We start from the raw sequence: 26,122 nt of genomic DNA on the forward strand, positions 1-26,122 counted from the left end.
TTATGACTGAAGGGTTTGGACACCTGAAACCAGTAAAGATCAGCAGAAGCCATTTAAAAGCCATACAGAACTGTAAAGAAAAAGACTTGACACCCCATTTCCTTTTCCACTTCCTAGAAGCATTTCATGCTGATATTTCCACACTTCCCCTATCCCTATTCTTCTGATCTTCCCTTTTCTGTTCACATTTTAGACAAAAGAAAAGCACCAGAAATTAACCCAGTGCCTATTTCCAAAAAGAACTATATATTATATGCTTCAAGATACTCTTCAGGGGTATAAATTTTAATAATGTCTTTAGGTGGAATACTTAATTCAGGTTTCACAAAACAAGTGTATTCCCTTAAATAATTCTCATCAAAAACATTCGCCAGTAATTGATGGACAACCCATTTTCTTTTTTTGATTTCAATTTCTTCTTGATCTAGATATTCAATTTCATGCTTTTTTAATGCAAAATCCATTTCATCAAAGAATGTGAAATCAATAATATTTGACAAAGGTACATTAAACTTAATCACGTAACACTTTGTCTTCTTATCCCTTTCCCAGTCATATATAATGGATTGATCCTTTAATAGTTCTGCCAAGTTGTATAAGAACTCTGGTCTATCGCTGCAATATCCCCCATAATCCAACACATTATCAGATCCAAAAAATGAGTTTACCTGACAATCTTCGAACAATTTGTAAATTATCATTGTTAGCACGTTTTCATCATCATCAGCAAACATATTAAACTTCTCAAATTTTCTACCTATATCAAATGTGTTGCCATTGAAGGTAATCCTTTTCTCTTCTAAATCTATTAAAATTCCCTTTTGCTTTAAATAATTCCCTAACGGTGTATCAATAGTAATTGCTTTTTGCAAGCTAACTAATCCATATTTTTTTATTGAACTGCAATTGTCATTGTTAGTGGTAACATGAAGAGTTGAAAGTTTTAAATCCCCTGACAATAATTGTTGTTCCGAAACATTAATATAGTTTAGAAAATCATCTACCGAATAATCCCCATTACAAAAATCTTTATAGTTTCTAATCATTTTTTCACTAACATTCAAATATTCATTAAGTCCTTTAATGCTTCCATATAGTGTAGTTAGATCAATTTCTACTTGTTTATCCATCAACTTCTTATCCCCCCTAATATTTACTATTATCATATCACCTTTTTCACAATTTCAATTAACCATGTGTTATAAGTTCTTTTATAGAAATATGACTGCAATACCTTTTCAAAATCTCCATTTCTTCTTCAGTTGGTGGTGCTTCCATCAGTTCCTTCAGTTCTTCTTCTGTGTATTGTTTTCTGTTCATGTAAGTTCATCCCTTCATTTACGTTTTCACACCTTCAACAACACCGTAAGTAAAAACAGACATAAATAATTTAATTGTGCTTCGCACCTTGTCGAATCTGAACAAGTTCAGTTTCTCCAAGCATTAAAATAAACATTTCATCTGATATTGATGTTGAAAAAAAAGCACCTATTATATACCTTCTTTTAAGAGATAAAGCTATAAACCTTGATATAACAGCGTTTCTAAAAAAAATAAGCACTTTTCATGTGCTAACTAAATGGTTGCAATTATTCAGAACCTAAATAAGTTTGATTTTAATTAAGGGAAGGTGCTTTTCCTTCCCTTAGGGTTATGAGTTTACGAATAACCCAATAAAGAACGGTATAACAAGTCTGTTCCTTTTCTTTTCGTTGTTATAGGTAATGTAAGGACTTATACAGAATAGGAGAAGATACAGATGCCACAAACTAAAATTAATATTGTTGACAGTATAATGGGAAGTGGAAAGACTTCATGGGCTATTCAGCATATGAATGATGTAGACAGTGAAAGAAGATTTATTTATATTACACCTTTTCTTTCAGAGGTCGAACGTGTGAAATCTTCAGTAACAAACCGAAACTTTAAAGATCCTTTAAATACAGGTAAAGGCAAACTGGATAACTTGAAGAAACTGATTATAGATGAACACGATATTGTTTCAACACATGCTTTATTTCAGACCGCTGATGAAGAAATAATAGAACTCCTGAAGGTAAGTAACTATACCTTGATTCTAGATGAAGTAATGAATGTGATTGAGGAATTTCCACTAAAAAAAGACGATTTCAAATTGTTGATAAACACTAACATGGTATACGTTGAAGAAAAAACTGGTGTAATTCGGTGGAACGAAGACAGTGCATACCAACATACAAAATACAATGAAATAAAGGTTCTTTCAAAGACTAAAAATCTGATTTTCTTTGAAAATACGGTTCTTTTCTGGTCATTTCCAGTATCGGTCTTTAAGGCCTTTAAAGAAATATATATCTTAACTTATTTGTTCCAGGCACAAGAACAAAAATATTATTATGATATGTACCGCCTGAAATATGAATATAAGGCAGTTCAAAAAATTGGGAGAAAATACGTACTTGTAAATCATGCGGACAAAACACCTTATAATAAACAACTACTAAAATCCCATATCAACATTTATGAAGGGAAATTAAATGATATTGGTGCAGATAAGTATTCCTTATCAAAGTCTTGGTACGAAAAAGAAAAGAATAAAGCATTGGTTACAAAGACAAAAAAGAATCTCTATTCATACTTTAGAAACAACGTGAAAACACCTACACCTCTAAATATGTGGACATGCTTTAAAGATCATATCCCCAAACTGAAAGGTAAAGGGTATACAAAAGGTTTTGTTGCACACAATGCACGTGCTACAAATGATTTTAAAGACAAGGTTTCACTAGCTTATGTTGTAAATCGCTTTATGCATCCGTACAAATATAAATTTTTTAATTCTCGTGGAGTAGAAGTTAATGAAGAAATGTATGCATTATCAGAATTGATACAGTGGATATGGAGAAGTAGGATAAGAGAAGGAAAACCAATTAACTTATATATTCCTTCTAATAGGATGCGAACTTTATTGAAAAGATACTTAGAAAGTGATTTTTAAAAGGTAGGGAATCCGTTCTCCCTACCTTTTCTCCTGAAATTTAAGTTAATCTTAATGAAAAGTCCGGGTATTGGCTGTTCATTAAGTCTAACATTTTATTACATAGGGTTTTTGCATCTTCGGTAACATCATTAAGATCGGATTTTTCCTTTGGTATTCTGTGAAGACGGTGCATTGGATTTCCACAAGTATCATAAGTTGTATTTCGTACTGCTGCCCATTGACCATGTGCAAACCCTGATGTCCAATCATAAAAAGAATTATAGTCTTCTTTAACACCAGCAGTATCACTCATTTTTCTTAAGTTTGTACTTTCCCAATGACCAAGGTTAATCTCTACAAATTCTTCCCACTGGTCTTCACCAGCTAAAGATCTTAAGGTATCTATATCAACATACTTTGGCTTTTGTTCAATTTGTTCTAACTTAAGAAAAGCCAATTTTGCTTGACCTGAACCGTACACTCTATATGCTTGCCACATTTCTGCATTATCCTGATGACACAAGTATGCTAGAGTTATATAACATTCTGTAATTGTTCTTAAACCCATTCTGCTAAGTATAGATGTATTATTCTCTCCTGAATTCATTTCTTCAATGATTTCAAGACAGTACATTACTAAACCAAAGATTGTATCATGTTTTGCATCAATGTCTGTTGATTTATTTGTGAGATAGAAATGATCTTTCAATCCTTGTTTTACATTCTCGAGATTTTCTCCGTTAATTTTACTTTCTTTTTGTTGACTCAATTCAATACCAAGTTTCCAACATTGTGTATCTTCCAAGCCTTGTTGCCAGAATTGTTTTTTCCAGTCTGACTCAATCACTTTACCGTCTGGCATCATATCCATTGTCATTTCCATACTCCTAATAAACGGACGAACACTACGCATATCCCCTACATTAGGATAATTGAGTATTTGATTTACCATATCTCTAGTTGGTAATTGCAATTTACCAGTAATTAAATAATAATATAGTTTTGACCACCTACAATCAGTTGCTTCTTGCGATTGATGGTCATAACATTTAGCAACAGTAATAAAGAGTTTTTCCCACTCAATACTAACATCTTCAATATTTAAAGAGTTTCTCCACTTATCCTTTGCTGGAATTGATTCAAATAATGCTAATGGTTTCAAGGTATCCATAATCCCGACTTTATTTTCGATAAAATCTAAAAACCTATTAAATATATCATCATTTAAAGCACCAATACTAGAAATTGATAAATCATTAGGCCTAAATTCTTCTTTTAATCGTCCAAAAAACTCACATATTTGTTTAATAATATGAATCGCTTCTTCCCTTTCATGAAGTGATACAATTAAAGCAACCCAAATATTTTCTGGTAACCTATCATTTGACCATGATAGTTTTTTAAGTTTTTCTATCTGTTGAAAAGGCGGTATTAATTTTTTCCCTTGTCTTTTATGTTCAGGTATTGTTGAATGATTACTTTCTCTTCTTTGTTTTTTTCTATTACTGCTTTTCCCCATAATTAATTCTCCCCTTTAACCGTGGCATATTATATTGGTCATTCTTCATCATTGAATTCTTCGAATAAATTACAGTCACAACCAACAACTCTTTCTCCACACTTAGGACATTCTTCTAGGTCACAACCAAGTGCATGAAAATATCCTTGTTTTACAGCACAATCCCCACAATTAGTTTGTTTAAACCAGTTGTACTCATCACCAAATTTTATTCGTTTATATTCTTTACCACGAGAAGTAAAATTGGTAAATAACTGTGACTCTGCAATCTCAATTGCATAGTCTTTACTTATTTCAACACCACCATAAATAACCAACTCATTTTTAAATTGTTCGATTAAAGTTGCTTCTTCTTCCCAATACTCTTCATGTATGTTCTCATGCAATTCTTCATCCAAATACCTGTAATGAAATGAATATAGAAACTCAAATAATACAGTGTAAATCGTAGATAATTCTTTAAGATCTAATTCAATACCAAAATGAATAATTTCATTTCTAAGGTTTATTGCTTGTTTGAGAATTAATTCATCTTTATCTTCAAAATTTATTCTTACAATGTTTTTTAAGCGATTCAAACCAGTGGTAATGGAAACAGTATGCTTTGGCTTGTCAATGTTCTCATAAATTAAGAATTCATTTTCTCGAATCAGTAATTCCTTGAATATAAGTTCAATTGATTGTACTAAATCCACTAACGCAAACTTCCAAAACCTTTTATAGTCTTCTGGATATTCTTGGTCTGATGCTAAATGATAAAAGTATAAAGAGTTATGTAAAAAATCATAAGCATTTTCTCTTAAAGACATCTTGAGTTTTATGGTAATCAGTCCTTCTCATCTTCAGTGGTATGTCACTTAACTCCTGATGACATATATTCCTTTAATTCTTGAATAGACAAAGCTGGTTTCCTTTTATGTAACATTGCATGACAGTTTGGACAAACAGGCCTTAAATCTTTAACAGGATCAACTTCATATTCATTACCTATTTGATTTAATTCAAGTAGATGATGAACGTGTATAAAATCCTTCCCTATTTCACCGTATACCTTATAAAAATCAAAGGTACAAACACGACATTTAAATCCGTAGTGTTCTAAACATCTTTTTCTGGCAAGTGGGTTTCTCTCATATGCATTTACAGTAATTTGTTTTTTAGCACCTTCTATGAAAATATCGCTATCAGATACTTCTTCAGCAATTCCCACATTAGCGTATTGTATTATGGATGGTAATTCGGTATCAAAGTACTTAAGCTTCACAACTTGATTAGGAAACGAAACATCTAACTCTTCAGTGGAAATAAACTCTTCTACCTCGAAAAACTTCACATCTGTTAAAACAATACAACCTATCTCTCTATTAAGATCAGCTTCAATAAGACTATTAACACTTCTTTTTTTAGCATATTTGTTTGAACGCTGCCTTAATTCATCTTTGCTTTGAACACCGTTTCCAGTACCAAACCTTGACCAAGCTTCTGATATTGATAAATTTTCATAATAATCAAAGCTACCATAACCACAAATTTTTCTGTACGGTGCTTTAAGAAGAAATAATAACTTATCACCTTTTGATAATCTTCTTACATTCCAAGGTGTAGGTGTCCAAAAGTTAATTCTATTGGGTACTGTATTTTCCATGAAAAATTTGTACCATCCTATATCAGTTGGTGCAATAGCAAACATTAAATCACCTCTAAAGATCAACTAAAATATGAACCTATAAGCATCATAACATTAACCACCATATTTTAACATTTACAACTGATATATTATTTATTATCTGTTTACAACACGGTTTTGATTTGCCAACATGGGTTGAGAATATTGGAAAACGGCTTGGGTAGAAATCGACTACCTACAAGGCTGAAAAAAGAAAAAATCAGAACTTGTAAGTAGCAGACGATATACATGCACAACATGGTGTATCGAATTATGGTATCCGTATTGTATGTACCTTGTTTAATCGTTGGAGTTTCCTCCAAACACCCCTACTGTTTCAAGTATCCCTGACAGGTTCTTTACTTCTTCACCCTTACACTTTGGCTTTTCAGGTGATTAACTCGACACTCTCTATCGAAGACTAGAGAAGAAATAAATACTTATGGCTTGTCCTACTGCAACCTTAATTGCAATACCCTTCCACGACTAGCACTAACGTAGCTTTCACGTAGTCTATCCACAACAGAAACAAGGAACTGCTTATGTGGATACGCTTAAGTTATTGCATTGGCTTCAGCTAACCTATCAAGGTTTGATTTACTTGCTATTATTCGGCAATCCAGCAAGTGAACACCACCTAAAAAGACATTACTAAAGAAACCTTGCACCATCATATTTTTTTCGATAAAATGGAAGGTAATTGAAGCTGGTAGTGTTCAGCTATTTAGTTTTATACTCGTTTTACTCTCGGTCACCTACTGCAATAGGTGGCTTTTTCTTTTTGCTTACTTCTTATCAATGATCTTTTCTTTTTCTAATATTGTTTATTGGGGAAAAGTCATCATGTCTTGAACGCATATCTGATACATCCATCTGAATATACCTTCTCATTGTTCTAATATCTGACCATCCCCCCATCTTTTGAAGTGTAAATGCATCGCAGCCATTTAGTATCATGTTTTTAGCCCATGTATGACGGTAAACGTGTGCAGTTACTTTCTTCTTCTCAACTCCAGCTTTTTCAGCATGGTATTTTAACCTTTTGTTTAAGTGATTTGCTGAAAGTGGTTCACCATATGTTGAGAGAAAAATCCTTTCAGTCCTAAAATGTTTTTGATTTTCTGTAATTAATTGAAGAAGTAACTTCATGACATATGATGAAATTGGAACTATCCTTGGCTTTCTGTTCTTGTTTTGCTTACTTGTTAAAGTAATAAAACGTGTTGAGAAATCAATATCATTTGCAACTAGATTAACAAGTTCATTTATCCTTAACCCACTATCCAACAACACATTTATTGCAACAAAATCTCTAAAGCCAACATAGTCACGCTGGTTGGGTTGCTGAAGGATAGCTTTCACTTCTTTATCAGAAAGACAATTAGTAAGATCAATGTCTTGCTTCAAAAGCTTTACTTTGTCCATTGGATTCACTTCAATTAATTCTTCACGTTCCAAGAAGTTAAATAAAGCACGATATACACGAAGCCTAATATTAATGGTTGTGTCAGCTAGTCCAACACGTTGATTTGTGGAGTCAATTAAATTATGTCCACTGTATCGAACTGCATCATACTTTAAGTAATTGACGTAATTTCTAATCATTTCAGTTGTTACTTCGCTAACCAGTTGTACATCAGGATAGTTCTTCTTTAACCAATCTTTTAAATAACCCCATGTTTTAACGTAATCAACCAATGTCCTTTCCCTTAAACCTTCTGCTTTCTTACCAGCAATTACGATATTTAAAGCTTCATTCAGTGGTAATTCAGGATACTGTTTAGTACTTACTAACTGACCAACCTGTTTTCTTTTCTTCCGTTTTAATGACAAATAAAAAACCCCCTTAACAGTGAATTTTCATTCACCGTCAAGAGAGGTCGAAATAAACAACTCTTTATGAACAATTTTAGGGTTGTATAGATTAATTTACAGTCAAGTGACTGGACAATACACAACCATCAATCAACAACCCATCAGTACAACCAACGTTTGCAACAAAAAAATTAGAAAGTGATTATCTAAAATCCCGTTGAAAACACTGATATATCAAGCTTCATCTTTAACATTCTTCCGGCTTTCCTGCTTCCGTCGCTGTACGGAAGGATGACCCACACCCACAGTTTGCAATGGCATTCGGGTTGTCGATGGTGAAGCCGCCACCCATTAGTGACTGCTTGTAATCTATTTTCGTCCCACGTAAAATTGGTGCGTCTTCTTTGTTCACTAGAATCTTCACACCGTATTGTTCGTCTGGGTAGTCAGTATCTAATTGTTCTTGCTCTAATCCCATTCCATATGTTAGACCAGAGCACCCTCCACCTTTTACATGTACACGAAGTAATGAACCTTCTTCCTCATTATGAACCATCATCTCTTTAATCTGGCTAGCCGCAGACTCTGTTAGAATGACAATTGGATTTTCCACTGAAAACACCTCACATTTATTTTTACTTCCTTTTAGTATACTCCCACCAATAAAAGTTCTCAAATTAGAGAACTTACAAAAATTTTTCAAATAGTAAAATAGACCTCAACACATACGACTTATTGCCGATATTAGTACTGTGTAAATAAGTCTTAATACCCAGAAAGGTTGATGATAGATGGAGAGCATTTCGCCATTATTTGACCGTACTATATCTTGTCCTCTATGTAAAACTACTTATAAAACGAAAAAAATACGATCCCGCTTCGTAAAAATTGAAAAACATGAATCTGACTTTCGCCCTATCTACTCAGATCCTTCTATAAACCCAACATACTATAATGTTCATGTTTGTTCTTCTTGTGGATACAGTCATACGGATGAATTTTCTAAACACATGGTACCTGTTATTAAAAGTGAACTAGAACAAAAAATATCTGCTCACTGGCAAAAACAATACTTTGGGGAAGAAAGATCCACACAAGATGCCATAAGAGCTTATAAACTAGCAATTATTAATGCAACGATCAAACGTGAGAAAAAGGTAACACTTGCGGGATTATTTCTTCGAGTAGCCTGGTTATATAGAGAATTAAACCAAGAAGAAGAAGAACAAAGGTTTTTAAAATTATCTGCAAGTTGCTATGAGGAATCTTACTTAAATGACGACTTTAGTGGAACGCAGATGTCCGATGTGAAAGTGCTATACATGATTGCAGAGCTGTCTAGAAGATGTGGTAATGAAACGAAAGCCGTAAAATATTTATCCAAGGTAATTGAAAAACAGAACACCACAACTGACCGTAAAATTATTGATATGGCGAAGGAACAATGGTATGAGTACCGTGAAAACCGAAAAAAAGAGCAAGCTAATTAAAAAACTCGAACCCACTATTATAAGGGTTCGAGTTTTTAAAACATTGGATTTTCTTCTAAATATTCATAAACAGCATCTACTAATGCCTCCGGAGTATCTGCTTCTACAATATCTCCATTCACCATCGCATACATGGATCTTGCACAAATTCCACAATAACCTAGACAACCATATTCAATCACGTCTAAATTCGGGTCTTTTTCTAGGATTTCCATCGCTTTTTGTGCACCACTCGCTAGGTTACTTATACAAAATTCAATTATTGGCTTCATACAGTTTCACCTCTTTACCTATCTCATGCTACATTGTGTCCTACTTTTCGTCAAATAGAAAACATTAGAGATAATTTGTCGAATAAAGTAAACCTTTTTGTGATATTTTTCACTGATTCTGTTGTGAAAAGGGTAATATTCCGATATACTTTTTAATGTAAATAACGATTAAATAGATACTTAATGACGAATCATCATCATATTGAAAGCACTTACTTTCATGAAGCTTTCATCGATAAGATTCCTTACTACGCGCAAAGGGGAAATCGACATGAAGAACTTAGTATTATTAGGTGGCGGTTATGGAAACATGCGGGTTTTACTGAGACTTTTACCAAACCAGTTACCTGATGATGTTACTATTACGTTAATTGATAAAGTGCCCTATCATTGCTTAAAAACGGAATATTATGCTCTTGCAGCTGGTACAATATCTGACCAACATGTACGAGTAGCTTTTCCTGAGCATCCTCGACTAAAAGTTATCTATCGTGAAGTAACGAACATTAATGTAAATGATAGAGTGATAGAGTTAAATAATCACGAACCAATTCCTTACGACGACTTAATCATTGGATTAGGTTGTGAAGATAAATACCATAACGTACCGGGTGCAAAAGAATTTTCACATAGTATCCAAAGTATCGGTGCTTCTCGTAAAACATATGAACTAATCTCTAACTTACCGGCTGAGGCTACAGTTTCCATCGTCGGAGCAGGTCTAAGTGGAGTAGAGCTGGCAAGTGAGCTAAAAGAAAGCCGAGGCGACCTAAAGATAAATCTCTTTGACAGAGGAAGCATTATCCTTTCTACTTATCCAAGAAGATTAAGTGAATATGTACAAGGTTGGTTTGTATCCAATGGAGTTAATGTTTATAACAAATCTAATATCACAAAGGTGGAAGAAGGCGCACTTTATAACCATGACGAGCGAATTCCAAGTGATGTAATTGTATGGACAGCTGGAATTCAACCGATTGAAGTAGTAAGAAATATGAACGTAGAAACGGATGCACAAGGAAGAGTAGTAATTACGAAACATCACAACTTACCAGGCAATGAACATGTGTATGTGGTTGGAGATTGTGCAAGTTTACCTTATGCTCCAAGCGCGCAACTAGCAGAAGGACAAGCAGAACAAATTGTTCAAGTACTTGTAAAAAGATGGAGAAACGAACCGCTTCCAGAAGAATTACCAAGAATTAAGCTAAAAGGTGTACTAGGTTCACTTGGTAAAAAGCACGGATTTGGTTTAGTAAACGAACGAGCAATCACAGGCAGAATGGCCCGCTTACTAAAATCGGGCGTTCTATGGATGTATCGTTATCATAATGGATAAATGCAATATAATGAAAAAACAGTTGGTAGTTATTTTGCTCCGACTGTTTTTTCTTTTAGTTTGTGTAATCATGTTTAGTTACAAGATTATTATTAATTCTAAGTCTGCAATAACAATGCTTATCCAATACATATTCAGGGGATTGGAGCGAAAAGTGGGTAACTGAGACCCCACAGGAGTTTCAACGTGAAAGTGCCGTGTCTAGCTGCAGGTGCGCAACCGCTCGGGAAAGCGTCCCCCCTGTAGCGGAAATCCCTTGCAGATATTATTTCTTTTTGTTTGAAATTTTTCACTTAATTTCCATCTCCATACGCTCCACAATCTTAGGCAATGAAGCGTTCCCTTCTGCAACAACAAAGCCATTGATGCAAATCACAGGATAAAACATATCTTCCTCCACTATCTGCTCCACCATCTTTTTATCTACTTCTGTCGAAGGCTCCTTTTGAATATCAATATACTGAAAATCCATTTGAACACCTTCATACCTTCTTGTTAATGCTGCTTGAATCCACTCAAACGTATCTTTAGAAGATGGTGCTTGCACACAACTTGGGCAAATTTCGGATGACCCATAAACCTTAATAGTTAACATAACAACAAACAGCTCCTTCCGTTGTCCAATTTCTGAGATTTGTATGTAATTGATAGATTTTTTCATTTAAAATCATTATAATAAAGATAGATGAAAGGAGTCGATATAGATGTCAGAACAAACAACTATGGTTGAACAAGTTCAAGAAGTTTTAGATAAGTTACGTCCTTTCTTACTTCGCGATGGCGGTGACTGCGAACTTGTTGACGTAGAAGATGGTATTGTAAAGCTTCGTTTACTAGGTGCATGTGGAACATGCCCAAGTTCTACAATCACTTTAAAAGCTGGTATTGAACGAGCACTTTTAGAAGAAGTACCAGGTGTTGTAGAAGTAGAACAAGTATTCTAATTACTTTTCAAAAGTGCTGCCTGTATGGCAGCACTTTTTTCTTTACACGTTATGTGGCTTACGTTTAGATGAGTTTCTTTTCTAATCTATATTTATCGCTTTACAGGAGTTTTCGCTTCTTTTCCTTGTAAAACTTGGAGAACATTCTCAAAGCACAATTGAATCATTGCCGTTCTAGTCTCTATCGAAGCACTACCTATGTGAGGAATTGCCACAACATTTGGTAAGCCTACTAACGGATGATTCGCTCCAATTGGTTCTTTTTCAAATACATCCAATCCCGCACCAGCAATTTTCCCAGTTGTAAGTGCATCGTACAAATCTGCCTCATTCATAACTGGCCCTCTTCCCGCATTTACAAATATCGCAGTAGACTTCATCTTTTGGAAAAATTCTTTATTAAACGTATTTTTCGTATCATTGGTTAGAGGTGCTAATGATACCACAAAGTCAGACTGCTCTGCTAAATCGTTTAGCGAGACATACTGTGCTGGCAGACTCTTCTCTGCTTCTTCTTTACGCGTACGATTATGATATAGCACATTCATTGAGAATCCTCTAGCTCTTCTTGCTACAGCTTCTCCAATAGCACCCATACCAAAAATACCAATTGTTTTGTGATGGATATCTTGCCCTGCTAACAGATAAGGTGACCAGCTATTCCATTGATCGTTTTTAATATAGGAAATTGCTTCACCAAATCGACGAGCTGTAGCCATTAACAATCCGAATGTTAAGTCTGCGGTCGTTTCTGTCAAAACATCAGGTGTATTACATACCACTACTTGGTGTTTTCTTGCAGCCTCTAAGTTAATATTGTCAAAGCCTACTGCTAAATTAGCGACAACTTTTAATTTTGTTCCTTTGGCTAGAATCTCTTCATCTATTGAATCGGAGAGCATGGTGATTAAGCCATCCGCATGCTCGACTTGTTTTACTAATTCTTCTCGAGAGATTGGCTTATCTTCGTACGGCCACATCTCTACTTCCACGCCATCTATATTATGAATAATTGATTGAATATGTTTTTCTGGTAGTTTTCGAGTACTATAAATACGCATAACAAAACCTCCCTTTCCATTTTTAGTGTATCAAAAAAAGAAAGGGATGGAAACGTTTACGATAAGGTTAGCCAGTTAACTGATGGTAAACCAGCTTGAGACACCGGAGCTTCTGCAATTTGATAAAAAGCGTCGAGGAAGCGTTCATATTCTCTAGTATGTTTTACAATGGTAGGGAGTTGATCTCCGAGGCCTCTCTTTATTCCATCATGACCTGATAAGTAGTACTTCTCCACACACTCCATGTAATGAAGCGGGAAGAGAAGTCTTCCGTATAACATTCTCCATGAGAAAGGTGTTAACGGTTGAACAGTTTGATAATCCCGCAAAAATCTTTGTATATCTGGTATTCCAGCTCGTTGTTTCTCCTCATAAGTCCATCTAATCCACTCTGCTAAGTCTCTTGTGGCATGATCAAATACCCAATCAAAAGGTATCTTTAAAGAACCCTCTCCATCCCACATCCCTGGATAAAAACGATCATGACAAATAGTTCCTGCATCCTCTTCGTCCGGTTCTTCATCTAATTCCGTATCCACTACATACTGAATAGCGTTTTCCGCTACCCCTAAAAAGTATGGAAAAGTTTGAACAAACGTTTGATCAAATTCATTATCATGTAAAACTGTAGATTGTTCCGTCCAGACTTTCTCCATTTGTAGTAACCTTTTTTCCCATAAATCCTTCCATAATCCCATTCTACTCATTCGATCAATTTGTCTTTCTATCGCACGGCCTCTCATGTGAAATTTGGCTAACTTTCTACCCGTTCGATTAATAGATGGCCAATCTATTCGATTTCTCACTAAAACAACGTAGTCTACTTCTTTATGTGTAATGAGGAATGTCTCCTCTTTTGACAAGAGAAAAGTAGAGACCAATCCATCTCCTGTACGTTTTAACTGCTCGCTCATTTCATACAGTTCAATCAACACTTCTTCCTCTACATTTGTAACTGTTACGACTGTATATAATTTACCTTGGGCATAATAACTATCATAACCTTTTGTTTGTAGCTTTCCTTCTGGTTTAACATCGTAATAATTTGTTAAAATGGACTCATACATCATATCGCCCCTTTCTACATAAGCAAAGACCAGTTCGTCATCTCTTCATTCTAAAGTATGATGGATAGCATACAATAATGAGTAACACACTTGATTACAAAGTAAATCCTATTTAGGTAAGACTATATGAAGGAGTGTACACATATGACTGAGCGTAAAATGTCGCAATTAGAAACTGTAGCAAGAGAAATGTTATTATCTAGAGGAGTAACGATTGATGATATAGGTGAATTAGTAATGTACCTTCAGAAAAAATATCATCCGTCGTTATCTATGGAAGAGTGTGTAGAAAACGTTCATAGAGTGTTAACGAAAAGAGAAGTCCAAAATGCATTAATTACTGGAATTCAATTAGATATATTAGCAGAAAAGAAAATGTTAGAATCTCCTCTTCAAGAAATTATTGAGCGAGACGAAGGTCTTTATGGGGTAGATGAAATTCTTGCACTTTCCATTGTAAACGTTTACGGTTCGATTGGATTTACGAATTATGGATATATCGATAAACAAAAACCTGGAATCCTTTTAAATTTAAACGATAAAAATTCAGGTGAATGCCATACTTTCTTAGATGACATTGTAGGAGCAATCGCGGCGGCAGCGTCTAGTAGATTAGCGCATCGTCATCAGCATGAGGAAAATGAATAAAGAAAAGCGATAGTTGCACAAGTACTTAAACATAATTGAATAGGAAAATCACAACAGGTACATTCAATAAGACGAATGTACCTGTTTTAGCATTACTAATTAATTTTAAAGCTATAACATTGCAGAAATTATGCTTTCTCATGATTGAATTTTGGGATTGCAGCGGAAATCCCTGTGCAGTCACTATTGTCTTTTGCCCGAGCTTAATTTACAGTTCCCACTCCGATAAACATGAAATAGCAAACGTAGGCTGCACCGAACGCGTACGCAAGTTATCTGGAGAAGTAACTCCAGTATGAACCATCAACGTATCAATCCCTGCTTTAATACCTGCCATAATATCTGTATCGTAGTTATCTCCTACCATTACTACTTCTTCTTTTGGAAGTCCTAGTTTCGCTAGTGCTTGTTCCATAATAATGGCTTCTGGCTTACCAATGAAGATTGGCTGAACTTGTGTAGAAACAGAAACAACCGATGTTAAGGAACCGTTACCTGGTAACAACCCTCGCTCTGTTGGAATGGCAATATCTCCATTTGTAGAAATAAATGTAGCACCTGCACGAACTCCTAAACAAGCTTTTGCTAGTTTTTCGTAATTGATGGAACGATCAATTCCCACTACCACGAAATCTGGCGTTTCTTCTTCTACTAACGTGAAGCCAACTTCTTCTAAACTACTCCTAATTCCCTCTTCCCCAATTACATAAGCTTTATCACCTTTGTTTAGTGATTTCATATATGATGCGGTAGCTTGAGAAGTGGTAAAAACATGTTCTTCTGTAGCGTGAATGCCGAAGTTCGCTAACTTATCAGCCACTTGAGCTGGTCTTCTAGAAGAGTTATTCGTCACAAATAAATAAGGAATATTCTTTTCTTTTAGTCTGCCAACAAACTCAACTGCTTCTCTAATACTTTCTGTACCGCGATACATCGTTCCATCTAAATCAATTAAATACCCTTTATAATCCTTCATAGTTTACTCCTTTATTTCTAATGGGGTAAATGCTGTTACTGGCCCCAATTCATTTTCTAAATAAGTCCTTACACTTGTTGCAAATTGTTTTCCGCTTGCTAAACTCGTTAATACTACATGCTCAATTGCTTCTATATCTACATTCCAATAATCATTTACAACGTTTTTTCGCAACCCAATAATTGTTTTTAACGGCAGTTCCATGTCTTTTGTGATAACACGCTCATCTAACATAATATCAATAATGTCCTCATAACTTCCAGGATCACGCATGATAAATCCATCAATCATTGCATTACCAATATCTAAAATCGCTTCAATAATTGTATGTATTGATCTCTCAACTGCTCGTTCTACCAATTTATTTTCAGTAAAACTATTTATTGTGTGTAAGAAATCACATTCATTTTCAAGAAAAGAAACCCTTTTTTCCATTAGTTCACGGTCAACAAAGTACATCTTACTCCCCTTGCTTATATCTTCGAGTTTAGTGTACCACATTCCGCATTTCTACATAACGATGAGCAAGAATTTTGTCGCTACATGTTATACTGGATATAGCATTCACTGAGGAGGAAGAAAAATGTCTGAACGTTTCTTTTTATATGATGATGTAGAAACATCTAAAACACGGTTCGTTAGTTTTATGGGGGAGCATCATCGTTATGATTTAGCGATTACTCAAACGGATCGCCATTACGGGAAACAGCTTGTCCTTGATATGCAAGGAAGTCGCTTCGCCATTTTGGGACAAGACGATTTAAAAGAGGAAGGTTATATTGCTCATGTCTTTAAGTTATCGGAGGAAGAAGCAGACGAGTTAACGGAATTCTTGCAAGAAATCCTTTAATTTTGGGGAATGTATGTGTAGGAGGCGATTTTATGTCAAAGAACAATCAAGACAAAGAAGACATCCCTTACACAGACTTCTCTAATGTAGAAACAGGTAGAAATTTCATTTTACCTGAGACATTACCTGAAGGACCTTACGGATCACCTAGAGGAAAGCATACTCCAGTTGTCAATAAAACAACAGAATGGGAAGAAGGTCAACGTTATTATAGTGCCTTTAACTATGAAAATAAAACGTTGCACCAAGATATCCCAAGGCAGGATACTTTCGCTCATCCTACGCATGATGATCCAAAACAGAATGAGGAACCGCCTTATACGGAAAATAAATAAGATTCACGATTGGATAGAAAAACAGGTGTAATTTTAAAAAAACACCTGTTTTTTGTGTGATTATTTACCTACTTTTTTCAAAATAAAATAAGCACAACCAAAATTACAGTATTCTAATAAATACTCCTGAATTGTACTGTATTTCGTATCATGTGTAGCTTTTTGATTTTGATCATCAAAAAACCCTTTTAGACGTAACTGGCCGTATCCCCAATCACCAACTATGTAGTCATATCTAGATAAAATATCGCTGTATCTTCCCTTAAATGCTTCTTCATTAAAAGCATCTCGAAATTCCTCTACGATGTCATATTGATATTGCTGAATCGTAATCATTCTTTCACGCTCTTTTCTCCATAGTATCGTCCTTCTATTATAACGGAATCCCCATCAATTACTAACCTAAAATCCAAACTTTCGGTCAAACTACACTTAGGAGGTGGTAATCATGATAGCTAAAAAGCCATTTTGGATGTTAGCAGCCTGTACCACGATATTTGCGGCAGGTTGTTCAATGGATTCCGCATTTAACGAACCTAAGCAAGACCTTTTACAAGAAAACCAACACACGATCAATGTAAGTGATCAACGCGACCTATACCAAGAAAATGATTCCGAAGATGCACGAAATCATTCGGAAGAATTCGGATTTGTACGTCATCAGAAATCACCAGTTCCAGGAGATAGCCAACCTTACACTCCAACTTACACTATCAACCGTGAAGAAGTCGCAGATACAATTAGTCAGATGAATGTTGCCATGCCAGATGTAGAAGATTGTGCAACATTAGTGACAGATCACGAGGTATTGATTGCTTACAAAACGGGGCAAACAGGTGAAGAAGAACGTAAGAAAGTTGCTGACCAAGTAAAAAAGACAGCAGTTTCTGTAATACCTGGTTGGTACCACGTTTATGTAAGTGATGATCCCACTTTAATTCGTGAATTAGAGTCTGCATCAAATGGAGATGCGGATACAGAAAACATTCATGAATTTATTGAGTACACAGCAAAATTAATGATGTCTCGTTCTCCTCAAGGATATAAACTTGACCAAGGAACAAATGCAAATAATGAGGCAATCGGAGAAAAAAATGACTATACGGATAACGACGAGTATAGTAAAGAAATGAATAAATAGATATAAGAAAACTGTGACTACTTAATGGTAGTTCACAGTTTTTATTTTGTTTTAAGCTATAATTGATCTCTTTTTTAACCAAAAAACCAAGTCAACACATTCCTGCTCTGACTTGGTTCTCAACTTTTTTTATAAAGAAGATGCACCTTGACCTTCTTCGCCTAATGCTTGACGTTTCTTGGAAGCTTCGTTAACCTGCTCGTCTGCATGGTAAGAAGAACGTACCATTGGGCCAGCTTCACAGTGACTAAATCCTTTTGACATCGCAATTTCTTTTAATTCAGCGAACTCATCTGGATGGTAATATTTCTGTACTTTAAGATGTTTTTTAGAAGGCTGTAGGTATTGACCAATTGCCATAATATCCACATCATGTGCACGTAAGTCATCCATTACTTCAATAATTTCCTCTTTCGTCTCTCCTAAACCAATCATAATAGAAGACTTCGTAGGGATATCAGGTTGAAATTCCTTTGAACGCTTTAAGAACTCAAGAGAACGATCATACTTAGCTCTTGCTCTAACTCTCGGTGTTAAGCGTCTCACAGTTTCAATATTATGATTTAAAATATCAGGTCGTGCAGCCATTAACATTTCTAGATTTTCTGCCACTCCCCCATGTCAGAAGGAAGGACTTCAATAGTTGTAAATGGATTTTTACGACGAATGGCACGAACTGTCTCTGCAAATACAGCTGCCCCACCATCTTTTAAGTCATCACGAGCAACTGCTGTAATAACAGCATGCTTTAAATTCATTAGTGCTACAGAATCAGCAACTCTTTCTGGCTCAGCAAGATCTAATTCCGTAGGTAAACCAGTTTTAACCGCACAAAAACGACAAGCGCGTGTACAAACATCACCTAAAATCATAAATGTTGCAGTTCGTCTAACTGCCCAACACTCATGTATGTTTGGACATTTCGCTTCTTCACAAACTGTATGTAATTTGTTTTCGCGCATCATTTTTTTTAAACCGGTATAGTTTTCATTCGTATTTAGCTTTATTTTTAACCAATCCGGTTTACGTAAATGTTCTTCTTTCGTACTCAATTGCGAACAACCCCATCTCTACGTTTTCGCCTTCTGACGAGTTACTCTCTAGCCACTTTATCACAGTAAAAAGCTTTAAACAAGCAGTTAAACTGTAGTTACCAACATTTGATAGGGAGAAAATAAATAAACAGGTAAAACTAGATACAAGATAAAAAAATGTAGAGAACTTATCTAGTTAAAGGGGGAACACCATGAAGAAAATTTTACTAAGCGTCTGTCTCGCAACTTCGCTTTTCTATAGTGCAGGTATAACGCATGCAAGTGAATTATCGGAATTAACACAAGAACAAATTTATGAAAAGCGTATGGAACTTTATAAGGCAACAGAAAGTATTTCTGGAGTACCGTGGTATTTTCTAGCCGCTGTCGATCAATACGAGAGAAACGTAAGATACGCTCGTCCAGACGTGCCAAATCCTGAAGGAATTATTGGCGTTTATTACACAAAAGAAGAATGGGTGGGAATGACCAATCCTAATCTAGAAGATGAATCGCCTACTTCCATCGCTTACTTTCAAGGAAAAGGTGTAGATGGTGACGGTGATGGAAAAGCTTCAATGAAATCAAATACGGATGTATTAAGTGCTCTAGCTACTTTTTTATCTTCTTATGGTTTTAGAGAAGATGATTTCCGTATTGGCGTGTGGGATTATTATCAACGTGACCGATCAGTTGGAATAGTTATGTCTCTAGCAAAGATGTATAGTACATTTCAGACACTTGATTTAGATGCAACTGCTTTCCCCCTTCCAAAGCGATTTAACTATAGTTATCGCAATACATGGGGGGATGCAAGAGGTTGGGGTGGCAGAAGAATTCACGAAGGTACAGACATTTTCGCTGATTACAGTGTTCCTGTAAGGGCTACCACGTATGGCGTTATTGAAATGAAAGGTTGGAATAGATATGGAGGATGGCGAATTGGTATCCGTGACATTCATAACAATTATCATTATTTCGCTCACTTAAATGGTTTTGCAGAAGGACTTCAGGTGGGACAAGCCGTGAAACCAGGGCAGATTATTGGTGGAGTAGGTAGTACTGGTTACGGTCCTCCTGGGACATCTGGAAAATTCCCTCCTCATTTGCATTATGGAATGTATAAAGATAACGGTTTTTCTGAGTGGTCATTTGATCCTACCCCCACTTACGCTTATGGGAAAGACAAGGCGACCCAAAAAACTAGAACTCGTTTACTTCTACCACATATAAAAAAGTTGGCCGCCGAAGCAGCCAACTTTTTATGCGTTTTGCTTAGATTTAACTACTGCATTTGCAATACTAGCAGCAAATCCCCCCCAGATTAAAACCATTCCGACTACCATCATTACTACAGCAGAACCAGTCATTATCCTACCTCCTTGTATTCATCTGTCTGTGTATTTGAATTCCATTTCTTCAGTGTGAATAAGAATCCTCCAACTATAGCAAGAGATGCAACCGTCCATCCACCGAATAAGATAAATAAGTTAGAGTATCCTTCGTAGTTCCCTGTAGCTGTATCAAACTCACGAAGTAGGTTTTGTTTAAATAACATTACCATCATGTATCCTAAGACAACAGGTGTGATAACGCCTAAGCAAATTTTCCACCATGCACCCAGTTGAATATCAGAAACAGCGTTTGCGTGATTTTGGAATACTCCAAGTTTTCTAAGTACCCACGCGATAACAATGACTTCTACTAATCCAATGAATGCAACACCAAATTGGTTAATAAAGTAATCTGCATTATCTAAGAAGTATAGTCCACCTCTAGTTGCAAACAGTAGAGATAAAAAGGCCGCAGCCCCACCACCTACTAAAACAGCTTTTGTACGAGAAATTTGGAATTTCTCCGATAAAGCCGCAACGTATGTTTCTGTTATTGACATAAGTGATGTTAACCCCGCAAGTACTAAACACGCGAAGAATGTAAATCCGAAAAGTCCACTTAAGAATGGCATTTCATTGATGATTTGTGGAAATACTACAAATGCTAATCCTACGCCTCCAGCTACAACTTCTGAAACTGGTAAGTTTGCTTGCGCAGCCATAAACCCAAGAGCTGCAAACACCCCAATACCTGCTAATAATTCAAAGCCTGAGTTTGCAAAACCGGTAATAAATGCATTATTTGTAATATCAGATTTCTTTGGTAAGTAGGATGAGTACGTAATCATAATGGCAAAAGCAATCGATAAACTAAAGAATATCTGACCATAAGCAGCTACCCATACACTTGGCTGAGCAATCACTTCAAAATTAGGTTGGAAGAATGCGTTAAGTCCTTCTAATGCGCCAGGTAAAGTTAAAGCTCTAACAACAATAATTAAAAATAAAACAACTAATAATGGAATAAAGACACGGTTGGCAACTTCAATACCTTTTTTAACACCTTTTACTAGGATTCCTAGTGTAATCACCCATACTAATATTAGTGGTACTAAAATTCCCGGTACTAATGAAAAACTTTCTGCTGCTCCAGGTGAATCGGTAATTTTTAAAAAGTCACCGAATAAAAAACCTTGTGTATCTGAACCCCATGATTGGTTCAAGGAGAATAAGCTATATCTCATCGCCCATGCAATAATAACAGAATAGTAAGTAGAAATAACAAATGCTACTAGTACTGCCCACCATCCTAGCCATTCTGTTTTCTTATTTAGTCTTGCATACGTAAGTGGTGCTGATCCTCTGTATTTATGACCCATTGTGAATTCTAAGATTAAAAGTGGAATTCCTGCTGTTAACAAGGCGAATAAGTATGGAATGAAGAATGCGCCTCCTCCATTTTCATACGCTACTGCTGGAAAACGCCAAATATTACCTAGACCAATTGCTGATCCCACCGCTGCCATAATAAATCCTGCTCGTGTTCCCCATTGGGCTCTTGTCTCCATCTTATCCTCCTTATCCGTCCTTTGTTGGACTTGTTTAATTTTTCTGACAATTTAATGATTTCTATGGTTTAGTATATAGGCTCGTATCACTTGTGTAAACTATAATTTTTAAAAAAGTCAGAAAAAATGTAGGCATATTTTCGCAATTGATAATGTAAGTGTTTTCTTTTATTTTTTATCCAAATTTTAACTTTACATTTTAGACCACACCTGTTGATAACTTACAATATCTATCTTGTTCGTCACTTATATTACGTATCCTCTTCTCCCAACAATAGTGAAATACTACCTAGTACAGATGTTATACGATTCTATACCATTCATTGATAGCTCGATAAATAAATAAAAGAGAATGCCGTTATTGGCATTCTCTTTTATTTATTTATGAAGTAACTGTTTGTGATTTTGTCACTCTTTCTAAAATAAGTATCGCAATAGCTAAACCTACTAATACCACTACCACGCCTGCAATTACACTACTAGTGTATCCCATCACAATATACCCAATGATAGAAACAAATGCTGCTAATAAAGCGTATGGAAGCTGTGTCATCACATGGTCAATGTGATTACTACTTGCACCTGTGGAAGATAAAATACTAGTATCAGAAATTGGTGAACAGTGATCTCCAAAAACCGCTCCCGCAAGAACCGCTGCCATTGCTGGTAAAAGAATAGAGATGTCTGTCGCTGCAGCAATCTGGCCAGCAATTGGTAGTAGGATACCAAATGATCCCCATGATGTACCTGTTGAAAAAGCAATGACACCTGCAACGATGAAGACCATTACTGGTAACAGCTCAATTGGTAAGTTAGCTTGTTGCACTAACCCAGCTAAGTATTCGCCTGTTTTTAAATCTTCTATTAACCCTACGATTGTCCATGCAAAGAATAGAATGTAGATAGCAGGTAACATGGATTGAATACCGCTCCAAACACCTTTACCAATAATACGACCATCTACTTCACCGCTACCAACGTGACGTAGAGCCATTAGAACTGTTACAACTAATCCAAAAATACCGCCATATAATAGAGAACCAGCAACATCTGTGTTCTCAAATGTAGCTAAAAGATCAAATGGTCCATCTACTGCTTGAGCTCCAGTTATTAACATTGCTACAACTACACCAATAACAAGAGCAATAATTGGTGCAACTAAGTCCATTACTTTACCTTTAGGACTTACTGGTAGATCCACTTTCATTTCACCAGCAGCTGGCTTTTCAGGATCTAATAATTCTCCCGTTTGCATCGCGCGATTTTCGTGTTTTGCCATAGAACCAAAATTAAGATTTCTAAGAGCCACAACAAAAACAAGAATCATTGCTGCCCAAACATATAGGTTCATCGGTATCATTTGCATAAAAGCGGAGAAAGCTGAAACGTCTGTCACTTCTTGTGCAACTAGTACTGTTCCAATCAGTCCAATAATATAAGCACCCCAACTAGAGATTGGTGACACTACACAAATTGGTGCAGCAGTAGAATCTAGAATGTATGCTAATTTAGCACGTGAAACTTTGTGACGATCCGTAACTGGACGAGCAACTTGACCAACAGCTAAGGAATTAAAATAATCATCAATAAAAACTAATACACCGAGAATAGCTGTCATCACTTGTGCTCCAGCACGTGTTTTTACTCGTTGCAAAGCCCATTCTCCAAATGCTCTGCTTCCACCTGAAATAGATAAAAGTGCCGTGATAATTCCTAAAATCAATAAGAAGAAGACAATATACATATTCCATGTATTTAAGGCAAAGCCTTCATCAAAAATAATCCCTCTAACCTTTTCATAGATTAAAACAAAAGAATCAATAGGATTAAAGTTCTCTAAAAGCAAAGCACTTAAAATAATCCCTACACCAAGTGAGAGTAATACTCTCCTTGTTAAAATAACCATTACAATTGCTACCACTGGTGGTAACAACGAAAACAAACTTGCTTCCATTTTCTTTTCCTCCCATAGAACATATTAAATGGACATGGGGGAACTGTTGAAACGAATTACGGAGAAATAAAAACACTCAACTGAATATGTTTTTTAACATAATCTATAAAGTCTTTTCCAATAGTAACAAATAATAAGGATACTCAGGTAAGTACAGGCCACATCACGTGGTCAACCATGAGTTGTTACTAATCACGTAACAAAAAAAGTAATGATAGGATAGAGAACCTACCATTACTTTATGTAATGTTATATTCCTCCATCTCGATCTGTAGCTCCCCATTATAGGATTCCCTATAATGACAGTGTTACCCTTATTTAAGGCAACCCCAGTAGTAAAAGTCGTGACTCCTTTTACTACTTCGGCAAATCGTCCTTTTAAACGTGATCACAGTTGTCATCCTCACACGTTTTACTCTTTCGATCTGCTCCTCTACCCCACCGGACTGGTTTGGCGTTATATTTTCATGTCGAATAAACAGTAACATAATTCTAGTAAACTAGCAAGACTAGAATTGGTACTATTGTGGTATTCTTAACTTTCCATATATTCTAACTGACATTCTTTAATCACGACCGATAATTCTTTCTTAAGATTTATTTCATAAGGCTGTTCTACTTTCATCCCACTTTGTTCAATAATTTTTACAATTGGCCGTTCTGTAAATCCAACATTTTGTCCACAAACAATCCCTACACGCTGATCACTTAATTTTACAACCATTCCATTAGGATAGATGGCAATTGCTCTCCTAAATGCTTCAATGATTGTTTGATCAAACAACGTACCAGCACCAGAATAAAGAATTTCTAACCCTTCATGAGGCAACATCGCATTTCTATAGACTCGGTTAGATGTAACAGCATCAAAAACATCGGCAACAGCAATGATTTTAGCATATAAATGCATTTCATTCCCTTTTAAGCCTCTTGGATATCCGGTGCCATTTAACCTTTCATGGTGTTGAAAAGCACAATGTGCAACAATTAACGGTACGGTATGAAGTTGCCTTAATATATCAAACCCATGATTTGCATGTTTCTTTATCTGTTCGAATTCATGATCAGATAACCTACCTGGCTTCAATAATACATCTTCATCTACCATAATCTTACCTATATCATGAAGGATAGCACCTAATCCTAGTGTCTCTAATTCTTCCATGGATAATCCTAGTTCCATTCCAAGTGCTAACGTGTATAACGTCACATTAAACGAATGTTGGAAGATATAAGAATCATATGTGTAAACATCAGATAGAATAGTTAACAGGTCTGGATTACTTTTTATTTCAGAAAGCAACGTCCGTATAATCCCCTTAAACTTGGATGAATCTTTATCTAACAGAAAGCTTTTCTCTGATAAGTTCTCTTGTTGAAGAGATAAAAAAGTAGATTCTATCGTTTGTACTGCTTCTAATCTAATAGATGATGATATCGTTTCTTTTACTTCTATGTCTTGCGATAATTGATCCTGAATGTATACGTACTTAACATTCAATTCTCTCAATCGCCTTACTAGTCTTTCTGTTAACATAACATCTTTATTTAAAAGTACTTGTCCTTTTTCGTTGTAAATAGGGTGTGCTAATTGCATACCAGGTGACAAAATTTTAGTTGAAATAAGTCTCATATTAAACTCCCTAAGAGTACATGTATATTTTTACAAAATACGACAAAGTTTACTAAGTTTCTTTATTATATATAAGCAAACTATATTAATAAAGGGCGTTTTGGTAATTTTTTTATTAATTCTGGCAAATACTTCTTTCCAACTATTTTTATCCTTAAAAAAGGAAACGCTCTCCGTCGCTAGAAGGAGAGCGTTTTTTCACACCATTTTAACCAAAGCATCTTTCCCAATCATACCTGCACTTATTCCTCTTGATTCAGCTTCAAATGTAACAGATTCTAAAGGAGCATTTAATAATTGTTCAATGGTTTTTACACCAACTGCTCTTCCAGCAATTACTTTTCTATCTGCTAGCTTTTCATTTAATAATCCAACGTCTAATGCTCCACACATGATATAGCCGTTATCATTACTAACTACTAGGAGCGTTGTTTTCGGCAATAGGACCGTAGTAGCGACAAAAGAATGACCATCAATTGTCATGGGAGTAATGGTTACCATCTTCGTACCTCCTGTT

The 26,122-nt window shown here is 35.6% G+C and carries 27 protein-coding genes, 2 pseudogenes and 1 riboswitch; of the genes and pseudogenes, 9 read left to right on the forward strand and 20 right to left on the reverse strand.

Annotated features, from left to right (window positions below; translation table 11 throughout):
- Window positions 1-242: 242 nt before the first annotated feature.
- Together G8O30_RS10635 and G8O30_RS16120 are read right to left on the reverse strand one after the other, a co-directional pair.
- A complete protein-coding gene (locus G8O30_RS10635) occupies window positions 243-1,133 on the reverse strand; it encodes a hypothetical protein (protein ID WP_239672040.1) in 891 nt (296 codons plus the stop codon).
- A 55-nt stretch (window positions 1,134-1,188) separates the two neighbouring features.
- Window positions 1,189-1,320 (reverse strand): hypothetical protein, encoded by a 132-nt coding sequence (locus G8O30_RS16120; protein ID WP_275576482.1) that lies wholly within the window; start codon window positions 1,318-1,320, stop codon window positions 1,189-1,191.
- Window positions 1,321-1,759: 439 nt separating this feature from the next.
- Here G8O30_RS16120 and G8O30_RS10640 point away from each other — a divergent pair, with 439 nt between their 5' ends.
- Entirely contained in the window at window positions 1,760-2,977 is a 1,218-nt protein-coding gene (locus G8O30_RS10640) for a hypothetical protein (RefSeq protein WP_239672041.1), read from the forward strand.
- A 40-nt stretch (window positions 2,978-3,017) separates the two neighbouring features.
- On the opposite strand, the gene G8O30_RS10645 is transcribed toward G8O30_RS10640, so the two are convergent.
- The 5 genes from G8O30_RS10645 to G8O30_RS10665 form a co-directional block, all read right to left on the reverse strand.
- Window positions 3,018-4,478 (reverse strand): DUF5677 domain-containing protein, encoded by a 1,461-nt coding sequence (locus G8O30_RS10645; protein WP_239672042.1) that lies wholly within the window; start codon window positions 4,476-4,478, stop codon window positions 3,018-3,020.
- 38 nt (window positions 4,479-4,516) lie between these two features.
- A complete protein-coding gene (locus G8O30_RS10650; protein WP_239672043.1) occupies window positions 4,517-5,287 on the reverse strand; it encodes a hypothetical protein in 771 nt (256 codons plus the stop codon).
- Window positions 5,288-5,331: 44 nt separating this feature from the next.
- Window positions 5,332-6,168 carry an HNH endonuclease gene (locus G8O30_RS10655; protein WP_239672044.1) on the reverse strand — a complete coding sequence of 279 codons (837 nt, stop codon included), beginning with the start codon at window positions 6,166-6,168 and terminating at the stop codon, window positions 5,332-5,334.
- A gap of 771 nt (window positions 6,169-6,939) precedes the next feature.
- Window positions 6,940-7,977 carry a tyrosine-type recombinase/integrase gene (locus G8O30_RS10660; protein ID WP_239672045.1) on the reverse strand — a complete coding sequence of 346 codons (1,038 nt, stop codon included), beginning with the start codon at window positions 7,975-7,977 and terminating at the stop codon, window positions 6,940-6,942.
- A gap of 229 nt (window positions 7,978-8,206) precedes the next feature.
- Window positions 8,207-8,572 carry a HesB/IscA family protein gene (locus tag G8O30_RS10665; protein WP_275576483.1) on the reverse strand — a complete coding sequence of 122 codons (366 nt, stop codon included), beginning with the start codon at window positions 8,570-8,572 and terminating at the stop codon, window positions 8,207-8,209.
- Window positions 8,573-8,750: 178 nt separating this feature from the next.
- Here G8O30_RS10665 and G8O30_RS10670 point away from each other — a divergent pair, with 178 nt between their 5' ends.
- Window positions 8,751-9,449, forward strand: a complete 699-nt coding sequence (locus G8O30_RS10670) for a DUF2225 domain-containing protein (RefSeq protein WP_239672046.1) — start codon at window positions 8,751-8,753, stop codon at window positions 9,447-9,449.
- A 35-nt stretch (window positions 9,450-9,484) separates the two neighbouring features.
- On the opposite strand, the gene G8O30_RS10675 is transcribed toward G8O30_RS10670, so the two are convergent.
- On the reverse strand, window positions 9,485-9,721 hold the full coding sequence (locus G8O30_RS10675; RefSeq protein ID WP_239672047.1) for a YuzB family protein: 237 nt from the start codon (window positions 9,719-9,721) through the stop codon (window positions 9,485-9,487).
- Between the two features lie 271 nt (window positions 9,722-9,992).
- Here G8O30_RS10675 and G8O30_RS10680 point away from each other — a divergent pair, with 271 nt between their 5' ends.
- The gene (locus G8O30_RS10680) at window positions 9,993-11,060 is read left to right on the forward strand and encodes an NAD(P)/FAD-dependent oxidoreductase (protein WP_239672048.1); all 1,068 of its coding nucleotides are present in this window, start codon (window positions 9,993-9,995) and stop codon (window positions 11,058-11,060) included.
- A gap of 289 nt (window positions 11,061-11,349) precedes the next feature.
- Here G8O30_RS10680 and G8O30_RS10685 read toward each other — a convergent pair whose 3' ends face one another.
- Window positions 11,350-11,655 carry a DUF1462 family protein gene (locus G8O30_RS10685; RefSeq protein ID WP_239672049.1) on the reverse strand — a complete coding sequence of 102 codons (306 nt, stop codon included), beginning with the start codon at window positions 11,653-11,655 and terminating at the stop codon, window positions 11,350-11,352.
- Window positions 11,656-11,764: 109 nt separating this feature from the next.
- On the opposite strand from G8O30_RS10685, the gene G8O30_RS10690 reads away from it, so the two are divergent.
- Window positions 11,765-12,004, forward strand: a complete 240-nt coding sequence (locus tag G8O30_RS10690; protein WP_239672050.1) for a NifU family protein — start codon at window positions 11,765-11,767, stop codon at window positions 12,002-12,004.
- Window positions 12,005-12,096: 92 nt separating this feature from the next.
- Here G8O30_RS10690 and G8O30_RS10695 read toward each other — a convergent pair whose 3' ends face one another.
- A complete protein-coding gene (locus G8O30_RS10695) occupies window positions 12,097-13,065 on the reverse strand; it encodes a 2-hydroxyacid dehydrogenase (RefSeq protein WP_239672051.1) in 969 nt (322 codons plus the stop codon).
- 56 nt (window positions 13,066-13,121) lie between these two features.
- Complete coding sequence (gene yutH / locus G8O30_RS10700; RefSeq protein WP_239672052.1) at window positions 13,122-14,135, reverse strand: spore coat putative kinase YutH; 1,014 nt, start codon at window positions 14,133-14,135, stop codon at window positions 13,122-13,124.
- Between the two features lie 141 nt (window positions 14,136-14,276).
- On the opposite strand from yutH, the gene G8O30_RS10705 reads away from it, so the two are divergent.
- Window positions 14,277-14,780, forward strand: coding sequence for a phosphatidylglycerophosphatase A family protein (locus G8O30_RS10705; protein WP_239672053.1), 504 nt, complete (start codon window positions 14,277-14,279; stop codon window positions 14,778-14,780).
- Between the two features lie 208 nt (window positions 14,781-14,988).
- On the opposite strand, the gene G8O30_RS10710 is transcribed toward G8O30_RS10705, so the two are convergent.
- Together G8O30_RS10710 and hepT are read right to left on the reverse strand one after the other, a co-directional pair.
- Entirely contained in the window at window positions 14,989-15,756 is a 768-nt protein-coding gene (locus G8O30_RS10710) for a TIGR01457 family HAD-type hydrolase (RefSeq protein ID WP_239672054.1), read from the reverse strand.
- A gap of 3 nt (window positions 15,757-15,759) precedes the next feature.
- Entirely contained in the window at window positions 15,760-16,215 is a 456-nt protein-coding gene (hepT, locus tag G8O30_RS10715) for a type VII toxin-antitoxin system HepT family RNase toxin (protein WP_239672055.1), read from the reverse strand.
- 124 nt (window positions 16,216-16,339) lie between these two features.
- Here hepT and G8O30_RS10720 point away from each other — a divergent pair, with 124 nt between their 5' ends.
- A complete protein-coding gene (locus G8O30_RS10720) occupies window positions 16,340-16,606 on the forward strand; it encodes a DUF3055 domain-containing protein (RefSeq protein WP_239672056.1) in 267 nt (88 codons plus the stop codon).
- 32 nt (window positions 16,607-16,638) lie between these two features.
- Window positions 16,639-16,941: a cytosolic protein gene (locus G8O30_RS10725; protein WP_239672057.1), complete on the forward strand. Its 303-nt coding sequence runs from the start codon at window positions 16,639-16,641 to the stop codon at window positions 16,939-16,941.
- 60 nt (window positions 16,942-17,001) lie between these two features.
- Here G8O30_RS10725 and G8O30_RS10730 read toward each other — a convergent pair whose 3' ends face one another.
- Window positions 17,002-17,277, reverse strand: coding sequence for a YutD family protein (locus G8O30_RS10730; RefSeq protein WP_239672058.1), 276 nt, complete (start codon window positions 17,275-17,277; stop codon window positions 17,002-17,004).
- Window positions 17,278-17,389: 112 nt separating this feature from the next.
- Here G8O30_RS10730 and G8O30_RS10735 point away from each other — a divergent pair, with 112 nt between their 5' ends.
- The gene (locus G8O30_RS10735; protein WP_239672059.1) at window positions 17,390-18,082 is read left to right on the forward strand and encodes a YhcN/YlaJ family sporulation lipoprotein; all 693 of its coding nucleotides are present in this window, start codon (window positions 17,390-17,392) and stop codon (window positions 18,080-18,082) included.
- A 129-nt stretch (window positions 18,083-18,211) separates the two neighbouring features.
- On the opposite strand, the pseudogene lipA reads toward G8O30_RS10735, so the two are convergent.
- Window positions 18,212-19,134 (reverse strand): annotated as a pseudogene (gene lipA, locus G8O30_RS10740) (lipoyl synthase).
- Between the two features lie 194 nt (window positions 19,135-19,328).
- On the opposite strand from lipA, the pseudogene G8O30_RS10745 reads away from it, so the two are divergent.
- Window positions 19,329-20,323 (forward strand): annotated as a pseudogene (locus G8O30_RS10745) (M23 family metallopeptidase).
- 55 nt (window positions 20,324-20,378) lie between these two features.
- On the opposite strand, the gene G8O30_RS16280 reads toward G8O30_RS10745, so the two are convergent.
- From G8O30_RS16280 to G8O30_RS10765, 5 genes are all read right to left on the reverse strand, one after another.
- Complete coding sequence (locus tag G8O30_RS16280) at window positions 20,379-20,486, reverse strand: MetS family NSS transporter small subunit (protein ID WP_420844570.1); 108 nt, start codon at window positions 20,484-20,486, stop codon at window positions 20,379-20,381.
- Window positions 20,486-22,018 carry a sodium-dependent transporter gene (locus G8O30_RS10750; protein WP_239672060.1) on the reverse strand — a complete coding sequence of 511 codons (1,533 nt, stop codon included), beginning with the start codon at window positions 22,016-22,018 and terminating at the stop codon, window positions 20,486-20,488. Before G8O30_RS10750 ends, G8O30_RS16280 begins: the two co-directional genes overlap by 1 nt.
- Window positions 22,019-22,400: 382 nt before the next feature.
- Complete coding sequence (locus tag G8O30_RS10755) at window positions 22,401-23,972, reverse strand: Na+/H+ antiporter NhaC family protein (RefSeq protein ID WP_239672061.1); 1,572 nt, start codon at window positions 23,970-23,972, stop codon at window positions 22,401-22,403.
- A gap of 264 nt (window positions 23,973-24,236) precedes the next feature.
- Window positions 24,237-24,416, reverse strand: a riboswitch (Lysine riboswitch).
- Window positions 24,417-24,507: 91 nt separating this feature from the next.
- Complete coding sequence (locus tag G8O30_RS10760) at window positions 24,508-25,605, reverse strand: HD-GYP domain-containing protein (protein ID WP_239672062.1); 1,098 nt, start codon at window positions 25,603-25,605, stop codon at window positions 24,508-24,510.
- A gap of 198 nt (window positions 25,606-25,803) precedes the next feature.
- The gene (locus G8O30_RS10765; RefSeq protein WP_239672063.1) at window positions 25,804-26,106 is read right to left on the reverse strand and encodes a YunC family protein; all 303 of its coding nucleotides are present in this window, start codon (window positions 26,104-26,106) and stop codon (window positions 25,804-25,806) included.
- Window positions 26,107-26,122: the final 16 nt, after the last annotated feature.

The sequence above is a fragment of the Mangrovibacillus cuniculi genome (assembly GCF_015482585.1).
GTDB classification, from domain to species: Bacteria; Bacillota; Bacilli; order Bacillales; family R1DC41; genus Mangrovibacillus; species Mangrovibacillus cuniculi.

What these genes read in the sequence shown, in the direction of transcription:
- G8O30_RS10720 (WP_239672056.1), top strand. Translation starts at nt 16,340, where the DNA reads ATGTCTGAACGTTTCTTTTTATATGATGATGTAGAAACATCTAAAACA.
- G8O30_RS16120 (WP_275576482.1), bottom strand. Translation starts at nt 1,320, where the DNA reads ATGAACAGAAAACAATACACAGAAGAAGAACTGAAGGAACTGATGGAA.
- G8O30_RS10735 (WP_239672059.1), top strand. Translation starts at nt 17,390, where the DNA reads ATGATAGCTAAAAAGCCATTTTGGATGTTAGCAGCCTGTACCACGATA.
- G8O30_RS10730 (WP_239672058.1), bottom strand. Translation starts at nt 17,277, where the DNA reads ATGATTACGATTCAGCAATATCAATATGACATCGTAGAGGAATTTCGA.
- G8O30_RS10710 (WP_239672054.1), bottom strand. Translation starts at nt 15,756, where the DNA reads ATGAAGGATTATAAAGGGTATTTAATTGATTTAGATGGAACGATGTAT.
- G8O30_RS10655 (WP_239672044.1), bottom strand. Translation starts at nt 6,168, where the DNA reads ATGTTTGCTATTGCACCAACTGATATAGGATGGTACAAATTTTTCATG.
- G8O30_RS10765 (WP_239672063.1), bottom strand. Translation starts at nt 26,106, where the DNA reads ATGGTAACCATTACTCCCATGACAATTGATGGTCATTCTTTTGTCGCT.
- G8O30_RS10685 (WP_239672049.1), bottom strand. Translation starts at nt 11,655, where the DNA reads ATGTTAACTATTAAGGTTTATGGGTCATCCGAAATTTGCCCAAGTTGT.
- G8O30_RS10650 (WP_239672043.1), bottom strand. Translation starts at nt 5,287, where the DNA reads ATGTCTTTAAGAGAAAATGCTTATGATTTTTTACATAACTCTTTATAC.
- hepT (WP_239672055.1), bottom strand. Translation starts at nt 16,215, where the DNA reads ATGTACTTTGTTGACCGTGAACTAATGGAAAAAAGGGTTTCTTTTCTT.
- G8O30_RS10670 (WP_239672046.1), top strand. Translation starts at nt 8,751, where the DNA reads ATGGAGAGCATTTCGCCATTATTTGACCGTACTATATCTTGTCCTCTA.
- G8O30_RS10645 (WP_239672042.1), bottom strand. Translation starts at nt 4,478, where the DNA reads ATGGGGAAAAGCAGTAATAGAAAAAAACAAAGAAGAGAAAGTAATCAT.
- G8O30_RS10750 (WP_239672060.1), bottom strand. Translation starts at nt 22,018, where the DNA reads ATGGAGACAAGAGCCCAATGGGGAACACGAGCAGGATTTATTATGGCA.
- G8O30_RS10690 (WP_239672050.1), top strand. Translation starts at nt 11,765, where the DNA reads ATGTCAGAACAAACAACTATGGTTGAACAAGTTCAAGAAGTTTTAGAT.
- G8O30_RS10640 (WP_239672041.1), top strand. Translation starts at nt 1,760, where the DNA reads ATGCCACAAACTAAAATTAATATTGTTGACAGTATAATGGGAAGTGGA.
- G8O30_RS10675 (WP_239672047.1), bottom strand. Translation starts at nt 9,721, where the DNA reads ATGAAGCCAATAATTGAATTTTGTATAAGTAACCTAGCGAGTGGTGCA.
- G8O30_RS10680 (WP_239672048.1), top strand. Translation starts at nt 9,993, where the DNA reads ATGAAGAACTTAGTATTATTAGGTGGCGGTTATGGAAACATGCGGGTT.
- G8O30_RS10695 (WP_239672051.1), bottom strand. Translation starts at nt 13,065, where the DNA reads ATGCGTATTTATAGTACTCGAAAACTACCAGAAAAACATATTCAATCA.
- G8O30_RS10725 (WP_239672057.1), top strand. Translation starts at nt 16,639, where the DNA reads ATGTCAAAGAACAATCAAGACAAAGAAGACATCCCTTACACAGACTTC.
- G8O30_RS10760 (WP_239672062.1), bottom strand. Translation starts at nt 25,605, where the DNA reads ATGAGACTTATTTCAACTAAAATTTTGTCACCTGGTATGCAATTAGCA.
- yutH (WP_239672052.1), bottom strand. Translation starts at nt 14,135, where the DNA reads ATGATGTATGAGTCCATTTTAACAAATTATTACGATGTTAAACCAGAA.
- G8O30_RS10755 (WP_239672061.1), bottom strand. Translation starts at nt 23,972, where the DNA reads ATGGAAGCAAGTTTGTTTTCGTTGTTACCACCAGTGGTAGCAATTGTA.
- G8O30_RS16280 (WP_420844570.1), bottom strand. Translation starts at nt 20,486, where the DNA reads ATGACTGGTTCTGCTGTAGTAATGATGGTAGTCGGAATGGTTTTAATC.
- G8O30_RS10705 (WP_239672053.1), top strand. Translation starts at nt 14,277, where the DNA reads ATGACTGAGCGTAAAATGTCGCAATTAGAAACTGTAGCAAGAGAAATG.